At 64.8% G+C, this 21,948-nt stretch carries 17 protein-coding genes and 3 pseudogenes; 2 read left to right on the top strand and 18 right to left on the bottom strand.

Going from position 1 to position 21,948, the window contains the following annotated elements; genetic code table 11:
• Nucleotides 1-3 precede the first annotated feature (3 nt).
• The 4 genes and pseudogenes from lspA to H2O75_RS05380 all read right to left on the bottom strand — a co-directional run.
• Nucleotides 4-513, bottom strand: coding sequence for a signal peptidase II (lspA, locus tag H2O75_RS05395; RefSeq protein WP_182174676.1), 510 nt, complete (start codon nucleotides 511-513; stop codon nucleotides 4-6).
• Nucleotides 510-2,456 carry a heavy metal translocating P-type ATPase gene (locus H2O75_RS05390; protein ID WP_182174673.1) on the bottom strand — a complete coding sequence of 649 codons (1,947 nt, stop codon included), beginning with the start codon at nucleotides 2,454-2,456 and terminating at the stop codon, nucleotides 510-512. The genes lspA and H2O75_RS05390 overlap by 4 nt, the downstream gene beginning before the upstream one ends.
• Complete coding sequence (locus H2O75_RS05385; protein ID WP_182174670.1) at nucleotides 2,453-2,839, bottom strand: ArsR/SmtB family transcription factor; 387 nt, start codon at nucleotides 2,837-2,839, stop codon at nucleotides 2,453-2,455. The genes H2O75_RS05390 and H2O75_RS05385 overlap by 4 nt, the downstream gene beginning before the upstream one ends.
• Before the next feature lie 191 nt (nucleotides 2,840-3,030).
• Nucleotides 3,031-3,449, bottom strand: a pseudogene (locus H2O75_RS05380) (Tn3 family transposase); the annotation flags it as partial.
• Between the two features lie 70 nt (nucleotides 3,450-3,519).
• On the opposite strand from H2O75_RS05380, the pseudogene istA reads away from it, so the two are divergent.
• Together istA and istB are read left to right on the top strand one after the other, a co-directional pair.
• Nucleotides 3,520-4,762, top strand: a pseudogene (gene istA / locus H2O75_RS05375) (IS21 family transposase).
• Nucleotides 4,759-5,535, top strand: a complete 777-nt coding sequence (gene istB / locus H2O75_RS05370) for an IS21-like element helper ATPase IstB (protein ID WP_182174667.1) — start codon at nucleotides 4,759-4,761, stop codon at nucleotides 5,533-5,535. Before istA ends, istB begins: the two are co-directional and overlap by 4 nt.
• Before the next feature lie 36 nt (nucleotides 5,536-5,571).
• On the opposite strand, the gene H2O75_RS10835 is transcribed toward istB, so the two are convergent.
• The 14 genes and pseudogenes from H2O75_RS10835 to pyrR form a co-directional block, all read right to left on the bottom strand.
• Entirely contained in the window at nucleotides 5,572-6,786 is a 1,215-nt protein-coding gene (locus H2O75_RS10835; RefSeq protein WP_220462799.1) for a Tn3 family transposase, read from the bottom strand.
• Nucleotides 6,787-6,870: 84 nt separating this feature from the next.
• Complete coding sequence (locus H2O75_RS10830) at nucleotides 6,871-8,196, bottom strand: DUF4158 domain-containing protein (protein WP_220462798.1); 1,326 nt, start codon at nucleotides 8,194-8,196, stop codon at nucleotides 6,871-6,873.
• A 79-nt stretch (nucleotides 8,197-8,275) separates the two neighbouring features.
• Nucleotides 8,276-10,183 (bottom strand): primosomal protein N' family DNA-binding protein, encoded by a 1,908-nt coding sequence (locus H2O75_RS05360; protein WP_182174664.1) that lies wholly within the window; start codon nucleotides 10,181-10,183, stop codon nucleotides 8,276-8,278.
• 9 nt (nucleotides 10,184-10,192) lie between these two features.
• Nucleotides 10,193-11,410 (bottom strand): methionine adenosyltransferase, encoded by a 1,218-nt coding sequence (metK, locus tag H2O75_RS05355; protein ID WP_182174661.1) that lies wholly within the window; start codon nucleotides 11,408-11,410, stop codon nucleotides 10,193-10,195.
• Nucleotides 11,411-11,412: 2 nt separating this feature from the next.
• Nucleotides 11,413-12,657, bottom strand: a complete 1,245-nt coding sequence (coaBC, locus tag H2O75_RS05350; protein ID WP_182174658.1) for a bifunctional phosphopantothenoylcysteine decarboxylase/phosphopantothenate--cysteine ligase CoaBC — start codon at nucleotides 12,655-12,657, stop codon at nucleotides 11,413-11,415.
• The gene (gene rpoZ, locus H2O75_RS05345; protein ID WP_259365321.1) at nucleotides 12,657-12,914 is read right to left on the bottom strand and encodes a DNA-directed RNA polymerase subunit omega; all 258 of its coding nucleotides are present in this window, start codon (nucleotides 12,912-12,914) and stop codon (nucleotides 12,657-12,659) included. The genes coaBC and rpoZ overlap by 1 nt, the downstream gene beginning before the upstream one ends.
• A gap of 43 nt (nucleotides 12,915-12,957) precedes the next feature.
• Nucleotides 12,958-13,515, bottom strand: coding sequence for a guanylate kinase (gene gmk / locus H2O75_RS05340; protein WP_182174652.1), 558 nt, complete (start codon nucleotides 13,513-13,515; stop codon nucleotides 12,958-12,960).
• The gene (mihF, locus tag H2O75_RS05335) at nucleotides 13,516-13,827 is read right to left on the bottom strand and encodes an integration host factor, actinobacterial type (RefSeq protein WP_182174649.1); all 312 of its coding nucleotides are present in this window, start codon (nucleotides 13,825-13,827) and stop codon (nucleotides 13,516-13,518) included. It abuts the gene before it with no gap.
• A 100-nt stretch (nucleotides 13,828-13,927) separates the two neighbouring features.
• Entirely contained in the window at nucleotides 13,928-14,761 is an 834-nt protein-coding gene (gene pyrF / locus H2O75_RS05330) for an orotidine-5'-phosphate decarboxylase (RefSeq protein ID WP_259365320.1), read from the bottom strand.
• Nucleotides 14,725-18,007, bottom strand: a pseudogene (gene carB, locus H2O75_RS05325) (carbamoyl-phosphate synthase large subunit). The gene pyrF and the pseudogene carB overlap by 37 nt, the downstream one beginning before the upstream one ends.
• A complete protein-coding gene (gene carA, locus H2O75_RS05320; RefSeq protein WP_182174646.1) occupies nucleotides 18,007-19,179 on the bottom strand; it encodes a glutamine-hydrolyzing carbamoyl-phosphate synthase small subunit in 1,173 nt (390 codons plus the stop codon). Before carA ends, carB begins: the two are co-directional and overlap by 1 nt.
• Nucleotides 19,176-20,462: a dihydroorotase gene (locus H2O75_RS05315; protein WP_182174643.1), complete on the bottom strand. Its 1,287-nt coding sequence runs from the start codon at nucleotides 20,460-20,462 to the stop codon at nucleotides 19,176-19,178. Before H2O75_RS05315 ends, carA begins: the two co-directional genes overlap by 4 nt.
• Nucleotides 20,459-21,415, bottom strand: coding sequence for an aspartate carbamoyltransferase catalytic subunit (locus H2O75_RS05310; protein WP_182174640.1), 957 nt, complete (start codon nucleotides 21,413-21,415; stop codon nucleotides 20,459-20,461). The genes H2O75_RS05315 and H2O75_RS05310 overlap by 4 nt, the downstream gene beginning before the upstream one ends.
• On the bottom strand, nucleotides 21,412-21,948 hold the full coding sequence (gene pyrR / locus H2O75_RS05305; RefSeq protein WP_182174637.1) for a bifunctional pyr operon transcriptional regulator/uracil phosphoribosyltransferase PyrR: 537 nt from the start codon (nucleotides 21,946-21,948) through the stop codon (nucleotides 21,412-21,414). Before pyrR ends, H2O75_RS05310 begins: the two co-directional genes overlap by 4 nt.

Raw genomic sequence — 21,948 nt, 5'->3', positions numbered from 1 at the left:
CGGTCAGTCGCCGTCCCGGGAGGGAACGGCACGAAGCGTGCCGAGGGCATACAGAACAACTCCCGCGGTGACAAACACATCTGCCAGGTTGAAGGTGGCGAACCACCCGGTGTGCAAGTAGTCCACCACGCCGCGCCCGTCCAGCCGTTCAATGAAATTGCCGAGTGCCCCACCGAGCAGCAGCGTCGCGCCCGCTCGGGAGATCCTGCCCATGGCAGGTGCCGAAGAAACTGCATAAAAGGTCAGTGCGGCGATGATCAGCCCGGTGACCACCACGACGACCCAGGAGGGAAGGTCCGCTCCAAGGCTGAACGCGACGCCCGGGTTATAGAGCAAACGGAAATTGATCAGCCCCAGGTCGCTCGTTGCACCGTTGGAAAGCAAGGTTTCCGCAAAAGCCTTGAGGACCAGATCGACGGCGGCCAGCGCAACCGCGCCAAGTCCCATCACTGTCCTGACCGTGTGCGCTCCCCGCTTCCTGGGAGCGGCCGCCTCGGTGGCATTGAGGCTCATGCCGCAGGCTCCAGGGACGGAACCGGCTGCGTACTTTTCAGTGCGGCCTTGCCGCTGATCCGGCCGGCTCGGACACCGTTGGCGATCACGACGATTTCTGCCAGCTCGTGGATGAGGACCACCGCAGCCAACCCGAGGACACCGAAGAGGGCCAAGGGGATCAGTGCGGCAATCAGCAGCAGGGACAAGCCCACGTTCTGGAGCATGATGCGCCGGGTGTTGCGCGCGTGGTCCAGTACCTGGGGCAGGTGGTTCAGGTCCTCGCCCATCAGGGCGATGTCTGCGGTTTCGATGGCCACGTCGGCGCCCATGGCACCCATCGCGATTCCGCTATCGGCCGTGGCCAGGGCGGGGGCGTCGTTGACGCCGTCCCCGACCATCGCGGTGGGCTGCCGGGACTGGAGCGTTCGGATGATCTCTGCCTTGTCCTCGGGGCGCAGATCGGCATGGACTTCGGTGATGCCTGCGGTCTGGCCCAGGGCCGTTGCGGTGATGACGTTGTCCCCGGTAAGCATGACCGTGGTGTATCCGGCCGCGGTGAGTCGGCTGATGACCTCGCGGGCCTCGGGGCGCAGCTCGTCACGAACGCCGATGGCACCGATGACCTGCCCGTCCTCCTCAATGAGCACCGCGGTGGCACCCGCGTGCTGCATCCTCTCGATGTCCGAGGCCAAGGCACCGGCATCGATCCATCCCGGGCGGCCGAGTCGGACACGCTTGCCGTCGAGCCGCCCCTCCAGACCCGCCCCGGGAATCGTGTCAACGTCGGTGACCGAAGCCCGGCCGGTGGTCGAGGCGAGGATGGCGCGGGCCAACGGGTGTTCGCTGCGGGATTCCAGTCCCGCCGCGAGGGCAAGGACTCGTTCCCGGGTCGCGGAACCGGTGCCCACAACCTCGATCACCGAAGGCTTGTTCCGGGTCAATGTTCCGGTCTTGTCCAGGGCGATGGTGCGGATCTTTCCCAGGGCTTCCAACGCTCCGCCGCCCTTGATGAGCACCCCGATCCGGCTGGCGGCCCCGACGGAGGCCACCACGGTCACGGGCACGGAGATGGCCAGCGCGCACGGCGAGGCCGCAACCAAGACGACCAGGGCGCGTTCGAACCACAAGGCCGGTTCCCCGACGATGAAGCCGAAGACGATGATCAGGGCAGCGGCGATCAGGATGCCGGGGACCAGTTTCTTGGCAATGGAGTCGGCCAGTCGTTGGCCCGGGCCCTTGCGGGATTGCTCGGCCTCGACGATGTGCACGATCCTGGCCAGCGAGTTGTTCTCCGCGGTGCTGGTGACTTCAATTTCAAGCGGGCCGGTGCCGTTGATGGAACCGGCGTAGACCTCGGAGCCGGGACCGACCTCGACGGGAACGGATTCGCCGGTGAGCGCCGAGGTATCCAGCGAGGTTCGCCCGGCGACGATCCGCCCGTCGGTGGCCAGGCGTTCCCCTGGCCGGACGACCATGCGATCCCCGGGGACCAAGTCGGCCGGGGAAACTGTTACCTCGATGCCATTGCGCAAGACCCTGGCCTCGGCCGGAACCAGATCCAGCAGCGCCCGCAGGCCACGTCGGGTCTTGGCCAGGGAGTATTCTTCAAGGCCCTCGGAAATCGCGTAGAGGAAGGCCAGCATGGCCGCTTCCTCGAACTGGCCCAGTGCCACGGCCCCGACGGCGGCGATCGTCATCAGCGTACCGACGCCGATCTTTCCCTTGAACAGGCGCCGGAGCGTGGAGGGAACAAACGTCCAGGCAGCAACCACCAGTGCACCGAGTTCCAGGGGCAGTGCCACGCCCCGGGGGCCTCCCGCCAGCGAGGTGATCCACGCCGCCAGGAGCAGCACACCGGCCACGGCTGCCGCCCGGACCTCGGTTACCTGCCAGAACCCCGGGGCTTCTTCGGCTTCACCGGTTTCGGTTGTCTCGTCGCTGCATCCGCAGGCGTCGCTCATCGGGCATTCTCCTGTTCACTCATCGGGGCGGTGGTGCTGTCGGGACCATAGTTCGGGCACAGGCTGACAGCGTTGCCGGTGGAGGCAAGCAGGATTTCGGCCTGGGCGAGCATGTCCATCAGCTCCGGGCGGGACAGCGAGTAGTACACGCTGCGGCCCTGGGAGCGTCCCTCGACCAGGCCGCAGTCGCGCAGGCAGGCCACGTGCATCGAGGCCGTGGATTGGGGCAGGCCCAGCTCACGGGTGAGGTCGCTGACCCGCACCTCGCCGCCGGACATGCGCTTGACGATCTTGAGTCGGATCGGGTCACCGAGGGAACGGAACAAGGCGGCCGCGGGGTCCAGCCCGCACGCGTCCACCGGAGCATCTTGACTGATCAGCATATACTGATGATATCATACTTTGCTGATCATTGATTCAAGCGTCAGGCCGCAGGGGTGCCCCTGCGGTGTTCGCCTCGAAAGATCATGAACCCTTTGTGCAGCCGATCCTCTGATGGCGGATTTTGCAAATGACAGTCCCAGTCAAGGTTCCCCTTGCGGGCGGGGATATGTTCAGGGAAATGTTGCCTCGTTTAGGTCTCCAGGTCCTCATCGGGGTTCCTCAATGGCCGAAGTTCCGTTCCTGTGGCGCCTGCAGTGAAAGAGTAGCGGCCCAGCATATTGATGTGTTCCGAGACCAGCGGCGACAGGCGATGCACGTCCTCGTCTGCAACGTTGTGGCCGCGGTCGCGGAGCCCGGTCAGTGCGGCTTCCAGGTAGCGGGTGTTCCACAGGATGACGGCGTTCAGGACCAGGCCAAGCGCTCCGAGCTGGTCTTCCTGACCTTCCCGGTAGGACTGCCGTATCTGGCCCCTCCTGCCGTGGAAGATGAGTCTGGCCAGGGCATGCCGGGATTCCTGCACAGTCAACTGGGTATGAATCTGCCGGCGGTACCCTCATCGGCATCGATGAAGTCCAACAGATGCTCGGTCTTGGCAATCCGCCCATACTGTCAACGACGCGTGAATAATGACCCTTAAACGACGGGTGAATGTTGACCCCTCTGTTCCATGCTAGGAGGCATGATCACAGTGGAAGACTGGGCCGAGATTCGTCGTCTGCACAAGGCTGAGCACGTACCGATTAAAGAGATCAGTCGTCGGTTAGGGATTGCAAGGAATACAGTGCGTCGAGCACTAGCTGCCACCGAGCCGCCGAAGTATCAGCGACCATCAACAGACCCCTGTTGTGGATGGCTATGAGGTGGAGATACGCAAGCTATTACGTGTGTATCCGACAATGCCGGCAACTGTGATCAAAGAGCGGCTCGGCTTCCCATACTCGTTGACGGTGTTGAAGGACCGGGTGCGGCAGATCCGTCCTGAGTATGTGGGAGTTGATCCGGCTGATCGCCTGGTTCATGAGCCCGGACAAGCAGCACAGATGGACCTGTGGTTTCCCCAGACGAGGGTCCCCACCGGAGCTGGCACTGCGCTCGTGTTCCCTGTGCTGGTGATGACACTGACTTTCTCACGGTTCTTATCTGCGGTGATGTTGCCCTCGCGCCGTTCAGGGGATCTGTTGGCCGGGATGTGGCATCTGATTCATGGGGTTGGGGCAGTCCCTAAGACTTTGGTGTGGGATCGTGAGGCAGCGATCGCGCCGAAAGGTAAGCCGTTAAGCCCGGTCGCAGGGTTTGCTGGAACGTTGGCTACGAGGATGGTGATTGCCCCACCGCGAGATCCTGAATTTAAAGGGATGACCGAGCGTAACAATGGCTATATTGAGACATCGTTCCTGCCTGGCCGGGATTTCACCGGTGCTGCTGATTTCAATACTCAGCTCACCACCTGGCTTGGGACGGTGGCGAACCAGAGGCATATCCGCTCGTTAGGGGCACGGCCAATCGATATGCTCGAGCAGGACCTGGCGGCCATGACGGTGTTGCCTCCGCACCCGCCCAGTACGGGTTTGAACGAGAGGGTCCGTCTGCCACGTGACTATTACATTCGCGTGGACGGTAATGATTACTCTGTCGATCCGCGGATGATCGGCAGGCTGATCGATGTCACCACAACATTGACAACAGTCCAGGCCCGTAGCCAGGGCATGCTCGTTGCCCAGCATCAGCGGTGCTGGGATTCTCATAAGACGATCACCGACCCAGACCATGTGGCGGTGGCTAAGCAGCTGCGTGCGCACTACAACCAGCAGTCAGTGCGCCCGATCGCTGTTCCACGCGGGATTGAGGTCCCCACTCGTGATCTGGCGGTCTATGACACGATGTTCGGTCTGGGCCTGCCCGAGCAGGAGACGGTGGCATGAACACAGCAATCGATAAGAATATTGCACATTTAGTCAAAGCGTTAAGGACTCCGACAATCGGACGGGTCTATGCCGACCTGGCCGATCAGGCTCGCCAGGCAGGGTGGTCTCATGAAGAGTACCTCGCAGCCGTCCTGGATCGGCAGGTCACTGACCGTGAAGCCAACGGAACCTCCCTGAGGGTCGCAGGAGCCCACTTTCCTGGCATCAAAACTCTTGAGGAGTTCAACACCGACTACCAGCCAGGCCTGCGCCGTGACGTGCTGGCTCACCTGGCAACGTGCAGCTTTGTCGCCAAAGCCGAGAATGTGATCCTGCTCGGCCCTCCCGGGGTCGGTAAAACACATTTGGCAATCGGCTTGGGAATCAAAGCCTGCCACAGCAGTTACCCCGTCGCTTTCGACACCGCCAGTGGTTGGGCCAACCGCCTCACCGCAGCTCATCACAGTCCTACAGGCATCGAAGCCGAGCTCAAACGTCTGCGCCGCTACCGACTGCTCATCATCGACGAGCTAGGCTATCTGCCCTTTGACTCCCAGACCGCGAACCTATTCTTCCAACTCGTCGCGGCCCGCTACGAGCAGGGCTCAATCCTCATCACCTCGAACCTGGCCTTTGGTCGGTGGGGTGAAATCTTTGGTGATGACATTGTTGCTTCAGCCATGATCGATCGTCTTGTCCATCATGCCGAAGTGCTGCCCCTGGACGGAGAGTCCTACCGCACCCGTACCCGCAGAGAACTGCTCACCGACAAAGACCACCAAACAAAATAATGAACAGGGGGTCAATTTTCATCCGTCGCCAGGGGGTCAATATTCACCCGTCGTTGACACATACTCCGCCAACGCCTTCCCGAGCAGCGTCGGTGCCCCGCCTCCCTGGGTGACCCGCAGGACTTCCGAGGCGCGCACGGTCCCGGCAGTCAGGGACCCGGCAAGGCGGAGCATGTCCGGCCAGTTCGCCGTAATGAGATCCAGGTTGATCCGGTTGCGACCGGCCACCGCGTTCAACTTCCCATAATCGGCCGTGGCGTCAATGCGCCAGAACCGCTGGTCCGGCAACCCGGCCAGACGGGGCGAGAACCGATATCCGAGCAGCGTGAAAAGCCCGAAGACCTGGTCCGAATAGGAGGCCGTATCGGTGGCGACCATCTCGGGGCGTTGGCCACCATCAAGATCGAGCAGCCCATCCAAAATATGCAGGGAATCGCAGACCGTTCCCGGAACCACGACGGCGCCCAACCCGGAGACCTGGTCGTTGAGATAGTTCAGCCAGGTCAAGCCGCGACCTTGGCCAAAGTAGCGCGGATTCGCCCCGGCATTGACGGTGGCCACCGGCACCACGAACCGCATCCCATCAACGGACGCCAACAGGCCTGTGCCCCAGCGCTGCGCGAGTCCGAGACCGGACTGGGCCTGGATCAGCCGGGCGTTGGCAGCGCGAAGCGTATCGGCACGCACATAGTTTTGGTCAACGTGGCTCAGGCGTCCACGTGTCAGGGCGGGGCGGCCATCCCTGACCACCGGTGTGAGCCCGACGTTGCAGGCCTCGGCCACCAGGATGGCGGCGACGGAGACATCAAGCTGGCCCATCCTCGCGGAGGCCTCCGAGACGTGGCTGAATTCCGAGAGGAACCCCGTCCAGGAATGCACTTCCAGCAGCACATCGGGCAGATCCACACGCGGCAGCATCCCGGAGACCAGCCCCCGCAACTGCGTCAAGGACTCCGGGACCGTCTTGGCCTCCAGGGGTGAGAGGTGGACCTTGCCGGCATCATCAATCCGTACCGTTGGATTGTCGGCCAACTGCACGGCCGCCGCACGATAACGGGCATCAAGGCGGTGGCGCACACCAGCCAGATGCTCCATTGGCTCTTCGGGCAGCTGGAGTGCCCTCAAGGTCTCGTTTTTGGTGGCCTGCCACGCCGGATCGGTCAGCAACCGCGCCCGAGGGTCTCCCCAGCGCCGCCCGCCCACCACGAAGATGTCCCTGCGCCGCAGCGCCTTGTGGACGGCCCCCGTCACCGCCACCGTGTAGGCCTTGCGGTCGATTTCCTCCGAAGCCGTGACAAGGCGCTGCCACGTCGGAGAGAGGACGGACAGATCAACCTAGGCAGGGTCTTTCTTGCGACCGTCCAGAACCTCTGGCAGTGCCGTCAGCGCCGCCAATGTTGGCGTCCCACCCGCGGTGGCCCCGAAGGGTGCCGCTGCGGCCAACGCCGGCAGGAACGAGCGCACGGTGGCGAACCGACGCAGCATCTGCCCCGCAGTGTCAGCCTCGGCACCCTCGGGATGCACCACTTCGTTCACCACCTCCAGCGCGGCGCGTAGCTCGGACAAGGAAACCTGATCGGCCAGCACCGAGGCGGCCTCTGCTCCGGAATATTCCGTGTTGTCCAACACCTCGACCAGTGTTTTCGCGGCCTTCGCCAATTGCAGGGAGGCCTTGGACAAACGGGGCAGGGACTTCAACCGGGCGGCAGCGGATTCCCTGGTTGCCTTGCGCAGAACGCGTTCAGTAACAATAGCGTCCAGGGCATCACACAAATCATCGGCAACCTCCGACGTCAATGCCCGCACGGCACAAAGCAGTGTCGCACCCCGGCGCTGTCCCGATAGTCCTCGAAGCGATGAGGCCTTGCCCGCCAACCCGTAGCGGGCCAGGGCATTCATCCGTCCCTCGGGGATCATCTCCACATCAATGGACCCGGCACCCAGAGACCGCAAGCGACCCAGCCGCTCCAACTGCCGCAAGAATTCCGGCACCGAGACCCTCGAAGGACCGGTCCGCAGCCGTTCCCACGCGGTCAACCGCGACCCATCCCCAACGCGAAGCAGACCTTCCAATTCCAGAATCAAGGCGGGGCCGGCAGCGTCAACCAGCATGGAATGGAGGCGGTAATTTGCTCCGGAACGGATCTCCAAAACCAGTCGTGTCAACGTGGAGACGCCGGGGAGAAGGACCTTGCGCTCACGCAGCCAGAGCGCCGCCCGTTCAAACAAGCGCACCGGTCCCTCCGACGAAGTCCAGGCCCGGGCCTCCAGAAACAGCCTCAGCTCTTCGTACCTGGCCGGATCGGAGAAATCCGCATACCCGTACACGGTGGAGATTTCCGCGGCGTGCTCGTACTCGGTCTGTCCCCGCTGCGCATACAGCTTGAGCACGGAAGCATCGGCAATGCCCAGCTGCCCGGCCAGGGATTCCACCACCGGCCACGGAACAGCCAATGGATCCGTCAAAAAGCGTCCGGCTACCCGTACCGTGATCAGTTGGACAGCAAATCCCAGGCGGTTGTGCATTCCCCGGCGGCGACCAACCACCGACAAATCGGCATCGTCCAACCAACAGAAACGTTCCAGGTCCTCCGCCGGTACCTCGTCGGGGAATCCGCCGAACCCTGCGACCTGCTCATCACTTAGAAAATCGACCGCCATGGAACCCATTCAACAGGCCGCTGACTCCTTAGCGTGAATTTTCGGGCGATTCTTCCCCAGACCCCCTATCAGGCAGGGATCACAGGATCGGATCTGCTTCGATGCGGATGGCGAGCTGACCCAGATCCTGGAGAGTATCGCGCAGCACGCCAGCAAGCCTGACCGCGGGCGCCTCCTCGTGGAGATAAACAGTGATTCCAGTGTCATCGACCGTGGGGCCGACGAGATGGATGCCGCGGGCGAAGACCTGCCGCCCGCCTCCCGAGAGGAGGGCCGCGATGCTCTGCTCCGGCGGGGCCTCCCCCTCCAGGCGTGCGGCGACTCCCCCGAGGAGGCGCTGCAGGTCTGTCTTCTGGCCCGAGATGAGGAACCAGCGATGATAGGGCGGCTGGCCGAGAAGCTCACGCTCCTCCCGCAGGCCCCCCACGTCGAGTGACCGCGAGGCGAGAGCATGGGCGAGATGTGGGGGGACTCCTCCCGTGAGGAGCACATGCCCCGACACGCGGGACGCGACACGAGCCCACCGACCCACCGCCTCGATCTCAGCATCGAGGGACAGACTGGCGAGACGCGCCCCAGCATCCACGATCACCGCGGCCGCGAACTCACGGTCGGGTTCGGCCCCCGGGGTGGCAACCACGAGCGGCATCGACGACTCCTCCGCACCGCTGCGCAGCGTATCAACCCCGACATCGGGGAAGGCGGCCGCAATCTCCTGGGCGATCCGAGACGAACCGCGAGAGACGGCCCGCAGGTTGCGAGACCCGCATGCGCACCGCCAGTCCGCGTCCCCGCACGTGCCGCAGGCGGCATGACTGCCCGCCGTGGGCACCGCGATCGCGGAACCGCACTGGCGGCAGGCTGCTCTCGTATGGCAGTGAGCACACGCCAGGGCCGGGACGTAGCCTGCCCGCGGGGCGGAGACGATAACGGGCCCCTTCTCGAGACCGGACCGTATCGTCGCGAACGCCGCTGGAGGAAGAAGACCCCGCTGATCGCCCTCCCACTGCTCGGCACGCGTCACGGACGGCCACGATCCTCCCACGACCGTCGGGACGTCGGCCGTGCCCAGGCGAGGCGGGAAGCTGAACCTGAGGAACGTTCGCTGCCCCTTCCTCATCCGCACCACCTCATCAGCCCACAGGTAGGGGCTCCGCTTGTCCCTCATCGCACCGTTGTGCTCATCGACGACGATTAGCAGCCCAGCATCGATCGGTGCGAACGCGGCGGCACGCGTCCCGATGACGACCCGGGCCCGGCCCCGATAGACCGAGAGGAAGTGACGGTAGCGGATCTCTGGGGAGGAGCCCGCTTCGATGATGGCAAGGGGTTCGCCGGGCAGGCGCTGCGAGAGGGCTTGGCGGCATCGGGCCACCTCCACACCGGTGGGCACGACGATGAGAGCGCAATCGCCTCGGGACAGCGCTCCCTGCACTGAGGCGGCAATCGCCGACCACGTGTCACGCCCCGCCGACACGAGAGTCTCTCTCCCATCAAGGGCGATACCGAACGGCAGCACTCCCGGATCCGCAACATCAGCGAACATGACGCCAGGAAGCCCCGAAACCGCTTTCTCGGCCCGAGCATGGCGCGGGGGCACCGCGCCCCGCAGCACATCATGGCGCGAGCACACGTTCCGTTCAGCCACGCGATCTACCAGGTCGAACAGTTCCGGGGTGACAACCGGCTCACCTACGACCGCGAGGAGCGGTTTCAGCGTCTTCGCGTCCGTCGTGTCCGCTCGTTCGCGGAGGAAGCCCGTCAGCCTCTTGGCTCCGAACTGCACTCGTACCCGCACACCCGGCTTCGCCCGCGAGTCGAGCTCCTCGGGGACGAGATAGTCGTAGAGCTTGTCGGGCCAGGAGAAGGGGGTGTCGAGGATGATGCGGGCGACGGGCCGATCGACCGGACCGTCGACGGTGCGCACAGCCCGCTCTGCCGTGAGGAGAGCGGGCTGTGTCGGCAGGTCGAAGAGAGTGTCAGACACTCGAGCGGGTCACCCCTCGCCCATCTCCTCGAGCACCGCGAGCAGCGGGCCGACCCGATCGGTCTGTTCCCACGTGAACTCGGGCAGCTCACGGCCGAAATGTCCGAACGAGGACGTGAGCGCATAGATGGGGCGCTTGAGCTGGAGGGCGTCGATGATCGCGAGGGGACGCAGGTCGAAGACCTTCGTCACGGCAGCCGCGATCCGCTCGACCGGGATCGTGTTCGTGCCGAAGGCATCGATGCGGACGGAGACGGGATGCGCTTGTCCGATCGCGTACGCGACCTGGACCTCGCAGCGCTCCGCCAGGCCGGCCGCCACCACGTTCTTCGCAACCCACCGGGCCGCGTAGCAGGCGGACCTGTCGACCTTCGACGGGTCCTTCCCGGAGAAGGCGCCCCCGCCGTGGCGGGCCATGCCGCCGTACGTGTCGACGATGATCTTCCGCCCGGTCAGGCCAGCATCGGACATGGGGCCGCCGATGACGAAGCGTCCCGAGGGGTTGACGAGGATCGTCATGTCCGTGCGGTCGAGGTGGTCCGCGTACTCGTCGAGTATGGGGGTGATGACGTGCTCGGTGATCGCCGTCCGCAGCGCGTCCTGCGTGACATCCTCATCGTGCTGGGTGGAGACGACGACGGTGCCGACACTGACCGGCTTGTCCGACTCGTCATAGTTGATGGTGACCTGGGTCTTGCCGTCCGGGCGCAGCCCGGCAACGGTGCCGTCCCGGCGCACCTGCCACAGCCTCTCGGCCATGCGGTGGGCGAGGAAGATCGGCATCGGCATGAGCACGTCGGTCTCGTTCGTGGCGTAGCCGAACATGAGGCCCTGATCGCCCGCTCCCTCCTGGGAGTACTTCTCCACCTCCCCGTCGGCGGATCGCGCTTCGAGCGAGTTGTGGACGCCGTTGAAGATGTCCTGGGACTGTTGCCCGATGGAGACGGAGACGCCGCACGAGCGACCATCGAAACCGACCTCGGACGAGTCGTAACCGAGATCGAGGAGCGCTTCGCGGACGACCTGGGGGATCTCGACATAGCTGTCTGTGTTGAGCTCGCCGGCGACGTGGACGAGGCCCGTCGTCACCATCGTCTCGATCGCGACTCGTGCGTGCGGATCCCGGGTGAGGATCGCATCGAGAATCCGGTCGGAAATGAGGTCACAGACTTTATCGGGGTGGCCGGCTGTGACTGATTCAGAGGTAAAAGGTTGCACGGTTGACAAGCCTAGTCTCCAGTCCTGGAAGAAATAATGGTGTTGATGACGACTCCCGCCATCTGAGACTTGCTCCCGACCGCTTCTGCACGGATCTCGCCGAAACGGTCCAGGATGGTGATTGCTGTCTCGACGTCGCCGAAGCCGCTCGTCTCTCCGACGCGGTTGACGACGAGAAGGTCGGCGCCCTTCTTCTTCGCCTTCGCGCGCCCATAGTCGAGGACCGAGCCGTGCTCGTCCCCCGTCTCCGCGGCGAAGCCGACGACGTAGGCGCCATGGTCGCGATCGGATGCGAGGCCGTGAAGAATGTCGGGGTTCTCCACGAGATCGAACTCGGGCACGGTGCCGTCCTTCTTCAGCTTCGACTCGGTCGCGGTCGCGGGGCGGAAGTCGGCAACGGCGGCCGTCATGATGACGACCTGCGCACCGTCCGCCAGACGCACCATGTGGGCCTGCAGCTCGCGCGCCGAGCCTGCTTCATGGATGGTGATGGTGGGATGGTGGGGCAGCAGGGCCGCGTCCACGTTGCAGGCGACGAGATCGACTGATGCTCCCCGATGGGCGGCCGCGAGGGCAAGCGCGATCCCGAAGCGTCCCGTCGACCGGTTCCCGAGGAACCGGACAGGATCGATCGGTTCGCGCGTCCCGCCCGCGGAGATGACGAAGCGCTGCCCTGCCAGATCCTGGGGGCTGAGCAGGCCCAGTGCCGCCTGGGTGATGTGCTCCGGCTCGGGCAGCCTGCCCACGCCGGAATCCGCTCCCGTCAGCCGGCCCGAGGCGGGCTCGAGGACGACCATGCCGCGTTCGCGCAGCGTCGCCACATTCGCCTGCGTCGCGGGGTTGTTCCACATCTGCGTATGCATGGCCGGGACGACAAGGATCGGGCAGGTCGCGACAAGGGCGGTCGCTGTGAGGAGATTGTCTGCCATCCCCCACGCGAGTTTCGCGATCGTGTTCGCGCTCGCCGGGGCGATGAGGAGAAGATCGGCCTCGTCTCCGATGCGGACGTGCTCCACCCCCATCGGATCGTCGAAGACGCTCGTATGGATGGGATGACCTGTCAGGGCCGCGAACGTGCTGCTCCCCACCATCTGGAGGGCCGACTCGGTCGGCACGATACGGACGTCATGCCCGGCCTTCATGAGGAGGCGTGCGATGATCGCGGACTTGTAGGCGGCGATGCCGCCGGTGACGCCGAGGACGATGCGCGAAGGGCCCGCGGTTTGACCGTGGGCCCAGGCGTTTTCTGCCGACATCAGTTCTCGGTCGGCTTGAGAATGAGCTTGTCCTCGACCACCTCGCGCAGCGCGATCGACAGCGGCTTCTCCTCCGGGTCGGAGGCGACCAGCGGGCCGACGTGCACGACGTTGCCGTCGGCTGACATCAGCTCCTGGCGGTAGTCGTTGATCTGGCGCGCGCGGTTGGCCGAATAGACGGCAAGCGCATATTTCGAATCGACCTTCTCGAGGAGATCGTCGATGGGAGGGTCAGTAATGCCTTCAGGCTCGGGCACTGTTCCGTACATATCAGCCTTTCCGATAGCTCAACGCTTAAGTCTAGCCCACGGCCTCGATGATTGACAGGATCTCGTCGGTGGCTCGCACCACGTCATCGTTGATGACGACATGATCGAACTCGTCCGCGGCGGCAAGCTCAACCCGTGCCGTCTCCAGACGCCTCTCACGCTCAGCGGGCCCTTCCGTGCCGCGTGTCTCCAGCCGCTCTTCCAGGTCCTCGAATGTGGGGGGTGCGATGAAGATCTGCACCGCCTCCGGGAAGGACGCGCGCACCTGCCTGGCACCAGCCAGATCCACCTCGAGGAGCACGACCCGATCGTCTGCCATGGCGTCGAGGACGGGCCCACGGGGTGTGCCGTAGCGGTGGATGCCGTGGACTGTCGCCCACTCCAGCATGTTGCCGGCGCCGACCATCTCATCGAACTCATCGGGGCTGACGAAGAAATAGTGCTGTCCGTCCACCTCGCCCGCGCGCGGGGCGCGGGTCGTGGCGGAGACGGACAGCCACATCGACGGCTGGCGCTCGATCAGCTGCCGGATCACGGTCCCCTTGCCGACGGCGGTGGGACCGCAGATGACGAAAGCCCGTGACGTCATCTAGGAGAACAGCTTGACGAGAGCGGCGGCCTGGTGCGGGCCGAGCCCGCCCACGCGGCGCGATGGCGAGATGTTCGTGCGGTCCATGATGGCACGCGCCTTGGCGGTGCCGATGCCGGGCATCGACTCGAGCAGGGCTGACACGCGCAGCTTGGCGATGATCTCGTCGTTCTTTGCGAGTTCGAGCACCTCAGACAGGCGGGTTTCGCCTGCCTTGAGCGACTGCTTCAGCTCTGCACGCTTCTTCCGCGCCACCGCAGCCTTGTCAAGGGCTGCCTGGCGCTGTTCGGGCGTGAGGGAGGGAAGTGCCATTACTACTCCATGTCTTTCGAATGCACAATCCTTGTGCAGGTCACTATATGTTTAGCTGAGCGATCTCAGGGTACCAAAGGAATTTCGAACATATAGGGAACTACCACGAGGAATGAGAATCTTTTAACCGGGCGACGTCCGGACCTGCACTTAATATCGCCCGGGAAAGTGGAATGCACAGCAGATTGGTCCCTGCCAGTGCCTGGGCCTGGGCCACCGTCGCACCCTGCGCACCGACCCCCGGGGCGAGGATCATGCCGTGCAGGGAATCGACCGAGACACCCCAGTCCGCAAGCCGCTGACCTGCGGTTGCGCCGATGACGGCACCGATGGAGCCGGTCTGGCCGGGCCAGATCCGGTCATTCCACTCCCCCAGCTCGTCGAGGACGAGCTGGCCGACAGCCGGACTGCCGGCTCCCTGAATGCTCGCACCCTCGGGGTTCGATGTGACACCGAGAACAAAAACCCCGCGATCGTTCTCCCCCGCCATCTCCAAAGCCGGAGCAAGCGCCCCCACGCCGAGATAAGGGCTGAGAGTCACAGCATCGGAACCGAGGGGACCATCCCCCAGCCACGCCTGCGCATACCCCATCATCGTCGACCCGATGTCGCCCCGCTTCGCGTCCGCGATCACGAGGGTGCCCGCCTCGCGGAAGGCACCGATCATGGTCTCGAGCACGGCGAGGCCCTTCGAGCCGTGGCGCTCGAAGAACGCCACCTGGGGTTTGATGGAGGCGACGCAGCCCGCGAAGGCCTCCGTGAAGATCTCGGAGAACGTGGCCAGCCCGGCCGGGCTGTCGGGCAGGCCCCACGCCTCGAGGATCGAGGCGTGGGGGTCCGCACCGACGCAGACCGGTCCGAACGTGTCCTGGTTGGCTCTCAGCCGTGCCGCGAAGGTCACCGGTTCCGCCTGGCCGCATGCTCCTGGAGGCACATGACGTCGAAGCCTTCGCCCAGGGCCTGGATCGCCTGGACGGCCGCACCGAACTGCTGGACGGTCGTCATGATCGGCTTATCGGCAGCGGTCGTGGCGGCACGGATCTCGTAGCCGTCTGCGCGGGCTCCCGAACCGGAGGGCGTGTTGACGACCATGTCGATGAGCCCGGCCTCGATGAGGTCGTTGACGGTGGGTTCACCGTCGGGGCCCCGGCCCGCCGAGTTCTTGCGAACCTCGGTTGTCGGAATCCCGTAACGGCGCAGCAGGGCCGCCGTTCCGGAGGTCGCGTAGATCGTGAATCCCATCTCGACGAGTCCGACGATCGGGAAGATGATCGAGCCCTTGTCCCTGTCCGCGACGGAGACGAAGACATTGCCCTCCGTGGGGAGACCGCCGTAGGCGGCCGCCTGCGACTTCGCGAAGGCGAGCGGGAAGGTCGTGTCGAAGCCCATGACCTCACCCGTCGATCTCATCTCCGGGCCGAGCAGCGAGTCGACGATCCTGCCGTCCTTCGTCGCGAAACGCTTGAACGGAAGCACGGCTTCCTTGACGGCCGTGACGGGATTGATGTCGATGCGGCCGGCGTCCTGCTCGGGCAGGAGGCCGCTCTCCTTCAGCTCCGCGATCGTCGCGCCCGTCATGACGAGCGTTGCGGCCTTCGCGAGCGGAACCCCGGTGGCCTTCGCGACGAAGGGCACGGTGCGGGACGCTCGAGGATTCGCCTCGATGACATAGAGCACGTCGGAGACGAGGGCATACTGGATGTTGATGAGGCCGCGCACGCCCACGCCGGAGGCGATGGCCTCCGTGGACTGGCGGATCCTGTCGATCATGCCCTGGCCGAGGGTGAGCGGGGGCAGCACGCAGGCGGAGTCGCCGGAGTGGATCCCGGCCTCCTCGATGTGCTCCATGATCCCGCCGAGGAACAGTTCCGTCCCGTCGTAGAGAGCATCGACATCGATCTCGATCGCATCGTCCAAGAACTTGTCGATGAGGAGCGGGGCGACCTTGCGCGTCGCATCGCCCGACTGGGATGCCATCCGGTCGAGGTAGTGGCGCAGCTGCGGCTCGTCGTAGACGATCTCCATGCCGCGTCCGCCGAGAACATAGCTGGGACGGACAAGGACCGGATATCCGATGCTATCGGCCGTGGCCAGAGCCTGCTGGGCCGATGTGGCCGTCCCGAACGCGGGCGCGGGCAGGTTCGCGGCGTCGAGGACGCGACCGAACTCGCCGCGGTCCTCCGCAGCATCGATCGCCTCCGGGGAGGTGCCGAGGATCGGGACGCCTGCGGCCTTGAGATCGGCCGCGAGGGACAGGGGCGTCTGGCCGCCGAGCTGGACGATCATGCCGGCAACGGGACCCGCCTCGCATTCGGCCCGATAGATCTCGAGGACGTCCTCGAGGGTGAGGGGCTCGAAGTAGAGCCTGTCCGACATGTCGTAGTCCGTGGACACGGTCTCCGGGTTGCAGTTGACCATGACGGTCTCGTACCTGTCCCGCAGAGCCAGGGTCGCATGAACGCAGGAGTAGTCGAACTCGATCCCCTGCCCGATACGGTTGGGGCCCGAGCCGAGGATGATGACGGCGGGCTTCTCGCGGGGCGACCTCCGTCTCCATGTCGTAGCTGGAGTAGTGGTAGGGCGTCGTCGATGCGAATTCGGCCGCACACGTATCGACCGTCTTGTAGACCGGGTGAAGGTCGTAGGCGCCGCGGATCTCCCGGATCGTCTCCTCGCTCGTCGACCGCAGCTCGGCGATCTGAGCATCGGAGAAGCCATGCCGCTTCGCGGTGCCGAGAAGATCCGCGGTGAGAGCGCGAGCATTCTTGATCTCGTCCGCGAGCTCGTTGATGAGGACGACCTGGTCGAGGAACCACGGATCCATGCTCGTGATCTCGAACATCTGCTCGACAGTGGCACCGCGGTAGAGGGCGCGCTGCACCTGGTGCAGGCGATCCTCGGTCGCGAACGATGCCTGGTGGAGCAGGTCCTCGAGGCTGTCCTCGAACTCCCACGTGAAGGAGGAGTCCTTCTTGTCGATGGAGCGCATGGCCTTCTGGAGGGCCTCGGTGTAGTTCCTGCCGATCGCCATCGCCTCGCCGACAGACTTCATGGTTGTCGTCAGGCCGTTGTCCGCCGCGGGGAACTTCTCGAAGGCGAAACGCGGGATCTTCACCACGACGTAGTCGATCGAGGGTTCGAAGGAAGCCGGGGTGGATCCTGTGATGTCGTTCTGGATCTCGTCGAGCGTGTAGCCGAGAGCGAGACGTGCCGCGATCTTCGCGATCGGGAAGCCGGTCGCCTTCGAGGCGAGAGCGGAGGACCGCGATACTCGCGGGTTCATCTCGATGACGACGACGCGACCCGTCGAGGGCTCGACGGCGAACTGGACGTTGCAGCCGCCCGTGTCGACACCGACCTCGCGGATGATGGCGATGCCGATGTCGCGCAGGTTCTGGTATTCCCTGTCCGTCAGCGTAAGGGAGGGAGCGACCGTGATCGAGTCTCCCGTGTGCACGCCGACGGGGTCGACGTTCTCGATCGAACAGACGACCACAGCATTGTCTGCCTGGTCGCGGATGATCTCGAGCTCGAACTCCTTCCATCCGAGGATGGACTCTTCGAGGAGCACCTCGGAGGACGGGGAGTAGTGCAGGCCCGCTCCCGCGATCCGGCGCAGCTCGGCCTCGTTCCAGGCGAAGCCCGATCCGAGCCCGCCCATGGTGAAGCTGGGACGGACGACGACGGGATAGTTGAGCTTCTCCGCGGCCGCGAGGCATTCCTCGATGCTGTGGCAGATCTCCGAGCGTGCGGATTCGGCGCCGCACTTCTCGACGACCTTCTTGAACTCTTCCCTGTCCTCACCGGCCTGGATCGCGTCGAGGCGGGCACCGATCATCTCGACGCCATACTTCTCGAGCACGCCGAGCTCCGACAGTTCGACTGCCGCGTTGAGGGCGGTCTGGCCGCCGAGGGTGGGGAGCAGAGCGTCGGGGCGCTCCTTCGCGATGATCGACGTGAGGACATCGGCACGGATCGGCTCCACATAGGTTGCGTCCGCGATCTCCGGGTCGGTCATGATCGTGGCCGGGTTGGAGTTCACGAGGATGACACGGATGCCCTCCTCCTTGAGAACCCGGCAGGCCTGCGTCCCGGAATAGTCGAACTCACAGGCCTGGCCGATGACGATGGGGCCGGAGCCGATGACGAGGACGGAGGAAATGTCTGTGCGGCGGGGCATCAGCCCACCTCCTTCATGAGGGCGATGAAACGGTCGAACAGGTGCTCGCCGTCGTGGGGGCCAGCGGCCGCCTCGGGATGGAATTGGACGGAGAAGGCGGGCACGTCCAGGCAGCGCAGGCCCTCGACGACACCGTCGTTGAGTGACACGTGCGAGACTGCCACCTTCCCGTATCGACCATCGCCATACGGCGCGAGGGTTGCCTCATCGACCGGCATGTCAACCGCGAAGCCGTGATTGTGGGCAGTGATCTCGACCTTGCCGGTCTCCCTGTCCAGCACGGGCTGGTTGGCGCCGCGATGACCGTAGTCGAGCTTGTACGTGCCGAAGCCGAGTGCGCGTCCGAGCAGCTGGTTGCCGAAGCAGATCCCGAAGAACGGGATCCCAGCATCGAGGACGCCGCGCAGGAGTTCGATCTGATGATCGGCCGTGGCGGGATCGCCGGGGCCGTTCGAGAAGAACACGCCATCGGGGTTCAGCTCCTGGACGTCAGCCAGGGTCACCGATTCGGGGACGACCGTGACGCGCACGCCGCGCTCGGCGAACTGCCAGGGCGTACGGTTCTTGATCCCCAGGTCGACGGCGACGATCGATGCGACAGGTTCGAGGCCCTCGAAGTCCCCGCGGGGCTCCACGACGTACGTGGTCTTCGTCGAGACATCGGCCGCGAGCTCCGCGCCGGACATGGCCGGGGAGTCGTTGACGAGGCCGAGGAGGATGTCGAGTGCCTGCTGGGTGCCGGTATCGGCCCCGATGGGGAGCGCTGAGGCGGAGAAGATGCCAGCCCTCATGGCGCCCCGTTCACGGATGTGGCGTGTCACGGCCCGGGTATCGACCTCGCAGATGCCGACGATGTCGTGCTCGACAAGATAGTCCTCGAGGTCGCCTGTTGCGCGCCAGGAGGAGGAACGCCTCGCGGCGTCACGCACGACAACGCCTGCCGTCCACACCCTGTCCGATTCGGAGTCTTCCGCGTTGACACCGGTGTTGCCGATGTGGGGGGCGGTCATGACAACGATCTGACGATGGTAGGAGGGATCGGTGAACGTCTCCTGGTAGCCGGTCATGGCCGTGGAGAACACGATCTCGCCGGTGGTTCGGCCTCGTTTGCCCCATGCTTTGCCGCGGAAAATCGTGCCGTCCTCGAGGACGAGGAGTGCTGGCTCTCTCATTCAGTTACCTTTCCTTCGCGGCACGTGAGGTGTCCGCGGAATACGGTGTGCATGACCCGTCCGGGGAGGGTGACACCCTCCCATGGCGTGTTCGTCGACTTCGTGTTCTGCTCCGCTCCGCGCACCGTGAAGGGCGCGTCCGGATCGTAGAAGCACATGTTGGCGGGCTCCCCCACGGCGATGGGGCGGCCCTGATCGGCGATCCCGCCGATCTCGGCAGGCTTGGTCGACATTACTCGCGCAACACCCGCCCAGTCCAAAATGCCCGAATTGACGAGTTCGTGGTGGATGACGGGAAGCGCTGTCTCGAGCCCTGTCATGCCGAACGCGCCCGCCGCCCACTCACAGTCCTTGCCCTCGACCGGGTGGGGTGCGTGGTCGGTGCCGATCGTGTCGATCGTGCCGTCCGCGATCGCCTCTTTGAGGGCCGCGATATCGGTCTCGGTCCGCAGGGGCGGGTTGACCTTGAAGCGGGGATCGTAGGAGCGTGCCTTCGAGTGATCGAGAGAGATGTGGTGGGGTGTCGCCTCGGCGGTCACGTTGATGCCCTGCGCCTTCGCCCAGCGGATCAGCTCGACGCTGCCCTTCGTGGAGACGTGGAGGACGTGCAGGCGGGAGCCGACGTGCTGGGTGAGGAGGCAGTCGCGGGCGATGATGGATTCCTCCGCCACCGCCGGCCATCCCGCCAGGCCGATCTCGGCTGAGACATCCCCCTCGTGCATCTGCGCCCCCTCCGTGAGACGGGGCTCCTGAGCATGCTGGGCGATGACGCCGCCAAAGGAGCGCACGTATTCGAGGGCCCGCCGCATGAGGACGGGGTCCGAGACGCACTGCCCATCATCCGAGAACATCGTGACGTTCGCGCGGGACTCGAACATGGCCTCGAGCTCGGCGAGGCGTTCGCCCTTGAGCCCCACGGTGACGGCACCGACGGGCTGGACATAGGCGTAGCCGGCCTTCTTGCCGAGCTTGGCAACCTGTTCGACAACGCCCGCAGTATCCTGCGTCGGTGTCGTGTTCGCCATGGCGTGGACGCACGTGAAGCCGCCCGCGGCTGCCGCCTTCGTGCCCGACAGGACGGTCTCGGCGTCTTCTCGCCCGGGCTGGCGCAGGTGGGTGTGGAGGTCGATGAGGCCGGGCAGGGCGATCAGGCCGGATGCGTCGATGACGAGGGAATCGCCCGCGGGCAGACCCGTGCCGATCTCGGCGATCGTCGCCCCCTCGGTGCGAATATCGGTGGGTTCTGCGCCGAGAATAGATGCGTTGGTGAATAGGATGCTCATGCTGTCGCCTCGTTTGCCAGTGAAAGATACAGGACGGCCATGCGCACATACACGCCGTTTTCGACCTGTTCGAGAACAACCGAACGGTCCTGGTCGGCCGCCTCGGCCGAGATCTCCAGGCCCCGATTCATCGGGCCCGGATGCAACAGGATGGTGTGGCTGGGAAGCTTCCCCATCCTCTCCATGTTGAGACCGTACAGGCGATGGTATTCCTCCGGTGAGGGGAAGAACCCGCCCCCGGATCCTGTCATGCGCTCGTGCTGGACGCGAAGCATCATGATCGCATCCGGGCCCTCCTCGATCGCCTCGTCGAGGCTATAGCGGATTGTTGCCGGCCAGTTGCCGATGCCGACGGGCAGCAGCGTCGGGGGCGCCACGAGGGTGACCTCCGCGCCGAGGGTGGACAGCAGGTCGAGGTTGGAGCGTGCCACGCGCGAATGAAGGATATCGCCGACGATGACGACCTTCTTCCCGGAGAGGTCTTTCCCCAGACGGTCGTCGCCCACGAGGTGCCTCCTCATCGTGAACGCGTCGAGCAGAGCCTGCGTGGGGTGCTGGTGCGTACCATCCCCGCCGTTGATGATCGGAGCGTCAATCCATCCCGAATGTGCGAGCCGATGTGCCGCACCGGAGGCGGAATGACGGATGACGAACGCCTCCGCTCCCATGGCGGCCAGTGTCTGCGCCGTGTCCTTGAGGGACTCTCCCTTCGACAGGGAGGAGCCTTTCGCGGAGAAGTTCAGCACGTCAGCGGATAGTCGCTTCGCGGCCGCCTCGAACGAGAGGCGGGTTCGGGTGGAGTCTTCGAAGAACATGAGGGCGACCGTGCGTCCCGCCAGGGCGGGAAGCTTGCGGATCGAGCGCTTGTTCGTGTCCCGCATCGTCTCAGCGGTATCAAGGATCGTCAAAACCTCGGCGATGTCAAGATCGCCGGCATTGAGCAGGTGTTTCACCGTGCTGCCTCGATAATGACGCCCTCGGTGTCGTCGATCTCGGACAGGCGGACGAAGACGCGTTCGGACCGGGAGGTGGGGAGGTTCTTCCCCACATAGTCGGCCCGAATGGGGAGTTCGCGGTGCCCGCGGTCGGCGAGAACGGCGAGCTGGACGGCCGTGGGGCGGCCGATCGTGTTGAGCGCATCGAGCGCTGCCCTGATCGTGCGGCCCGAGAAGAACACGTCATCGACGAGGACGACGATCTTGTCGTCGATGCCGCCGTCTGGGATATACGTGGGGGATGGTGCACGGGTCGGGTTTCGCCGCAGATCATCGCGGTGCATGGTGACATCGAGGGAACCGACGTAGACGACCCCGCCGCCCGCCTTCTCAATCGCATCGGCCAGCCGCCTCGCGATCGGGACGCCCCGTGACGGTATCCCCAACAGGATGACGTCATCAGCGCCCTGGTTCCGTTCCAGGATTTCATGTGCCATGCGTGTGATAGAGCGCGTGATATCGCCGCTATCCATGACGGTTCGTTGATTCAT

It is taken from the genome of Flaviflexus equikiangi (assembly GCF_014069875.1).
GTDB lineage: Bacteria > Actinomycetota > Actinomycetes > Actinomycetales > Actinomycetaceae > Flaviflexus > Flaviflexus equikiangi.
Note: the sequence above shows the minus strand (reverse complement) of the source record. Positions and strands in the feature narration are given on the sequence as shown.

What these genes read in the sequence shown, in the direction of transcription:
- H2O75_RS05390 (WP_182174673.1), bottom strand. Translation starts at nt 2,456, where the DNA reads ATGAGCGACGCCTGCGGATGCAGCGACGAGACAACCGAAACCGGTGAA.
- H2O75_RS05385 (WP_182174670.1), bottom strand. Translation starts at nt 2,839, where the DNA reads ATGCTGATCAGTCAAGATGCTCCGGTGGACGCGTGCGGGCTGGACCCC.
- coaBC (WP_182174658.1), bottom strand. Translation starts at nt 12,657, where the DNA reads ATGTCGGCAGAAAACGCCTGGGCCCACGGTCAAACCGCGGGCCCTTCG.
- lspA (WP_182174676.1), bottom strand. Translation starts at nt 513, where the DNA reads ATGAGCCTCAATGCCACCGAGGCGGCCGCTCCCAGGAAGCGGGGAGCG.
- H2O75_RS05315 (WP_182174643.1), bottom strand. Translation starts at nt 20,462, where the DNA reads ATGAGCATCCTATTCACCAACGCATCTATTCTCGGCGCAGAACCCACC.
- pyrR (WP_182174637.1), bottom strand. Translation starts at nt 21,948, where the DNA reads ATGAATCAACGAACCGTCATGGATAGCGGCGATATCACGCGCTCTATC.
- mihF (WP_182174649.1), bottom strand. Translation starts at nt 13,827, where the DNA reads ATGGCACTTCCCTCCCTCACGCCCGAACAGCGCCAGGCAGCCCTTGAC.
- istB (WP_182174667.1), top strand. Translation starts at nt 4,759, where the DNA reads ATGAACACAGCAATCGATAAGAATATTGCACATTTAGTCAAAGCGTTA.
- gmk (WP_182174652.1), bottom strand. Translation starts at nt 13,515, where the DNA reads ATGACGTCACGGGCTTTCGTCATCTGCGGTCCCACCGCCGTCGGCAAG.
- carA (WP_182174646.1), bottom strand. Translation starts at nt 19,179, where the DNA reads ATGAGAGAGCCAGCACTCCTCGTCCTCGAGGACGGCACGATTTTCCGC.
- H2O75_RS10830 (WP_220462798.1), bottom strand. Translation starts at nt 8,196, where the DNA reads ATGGCGGTCGATTTTCTAAGTGATGAGCAGGTCGCAGGGTTCGGCGGA.